Genomic DNA, 397 nt, shown 5'->3' with positions numbered 1-397 from the left:
GTACGATGGGCGACACCGCGCGATACGTGTTAACCCACACGATGCCCGCGCGCAGCGCACGCGTGAGACGATGCGCACGCGTGAGATCACGCGTGAACACGCCGGATGCGAGGCCGTAGCGCGTGTCGTTGGCGAGCGCGATGGCATCGGCTTCCGTATCGAACGTGACGACGCTCAGCACCGGGCCGAACAGCTCTTCCATCACGCTCGGCACCTGCGGGTGCGGACAATCGACGATGGTCGGCAGAAAGTAATTGCCGTTGCCGATACCGTCCGGCTGCTTGCCGCCCGTCACCACGCGGCCGCCCGCTTCGATGCTCGCGCGCAGCACGTGTTCGATATGCTCGAGTTGACGGCGCGTTGCGAGCGGACCCATTTCGGTCGCCATGTCCTGCGG

1 protein-coding gene is annotated in these 397 nt (G+C 65.7%); it reads right to left on the bottom strand.

What is annotated here, in order from left to right:
• Positions 1 to 397: aldehyde dehydrogenase family protein (locus tag GR197_RS31730; protein WP_164016655.1), on the bottom strand; the 397-nt coding region annotated here is incomplete at both ends.

The sequence above is a fragment of the Rhizobium phaseoli genome (assembly GCF_010668805.1).
GTDB classification, from domain to species: domain Bacteria; phylum Pseudomonadota; class Alphaproteobacteria; order Rhizobiales; family Rhizobiaceae; genus Rhizobium; species Rhizobium phaseoli_A.
The sequence above is the reverse complement of the archived record's forward strand: the minus strand, read 5'-3'. Positions and strand labels throughout refer to the sequence as shown.